Consider the following 503-nt stretch of genomic DNA (forward strand, 5'->3'; position numbering starts at 1 on the left):
GGGTCGACGAGGTGCGCGACCTTGTGGGTGCCGAAGGTGACCGTCAGGTCCGCGTCGACGTGGGGTCCGTCGACCCGACCGGTGTCGACGTCGAGGCCCGACGGCACGTCGACCGCGACGACCGGCACGCCGTCGTAGGCCTCGAGCGCGGCGACCGCCGCGGGGCGCAGGCCGGGCCGTCCGCCGATCCCGACGATGCCGTCGACGAGCACGTCGGGGGCCGGGTCGAGGTCGTCGAGGTCGCGCGTCGCGTGCCCACCGGCCGACCGCAGCGCGGCCAGGCCGGCCTCGTGCACGCGCTCGGCGAGCAGGAGCGCCTCGACCCGCACACCGCGGGCGGCGAGGCGCGCACCTGCCCAGAGGGCGTCACCACCGTTGTCGCCGGGCCCGACGAGCAGCAGCACGCGGCGGCCGTAGCCGCCACCCAGCAGGTCGAGCACGGCCGCGGCCAGCCCGGCCGCGGCGCGCTGCATCAGCGCGCCCCCGGGCAGGCGCGCCATCAC

At 78.3% G+C, this 503-nt stretch carries 1 protein-coding gene; it reads right to left on the reverse strand.

The features are described 5' to 3' along the window. Window positions 1-503, reverse strand: a 503-nt coding sequence (locus FB586_RS19075) for an NAD(P)H-hydrate epimerase (RefSeq protein ID WP_187697905.1), incomplete at both ends; no start/stop codon positions are given.

Origin of the sequence: Cellulomonas telluris (assembly GCF_004886325.1) — a bacterium.
Lineage (GTDB): Bacteria > Actinomycetota > Actinomycetes > Actinomycetales > Cellulomonadaceae > Cellulomonas > Cellulomonas telluris.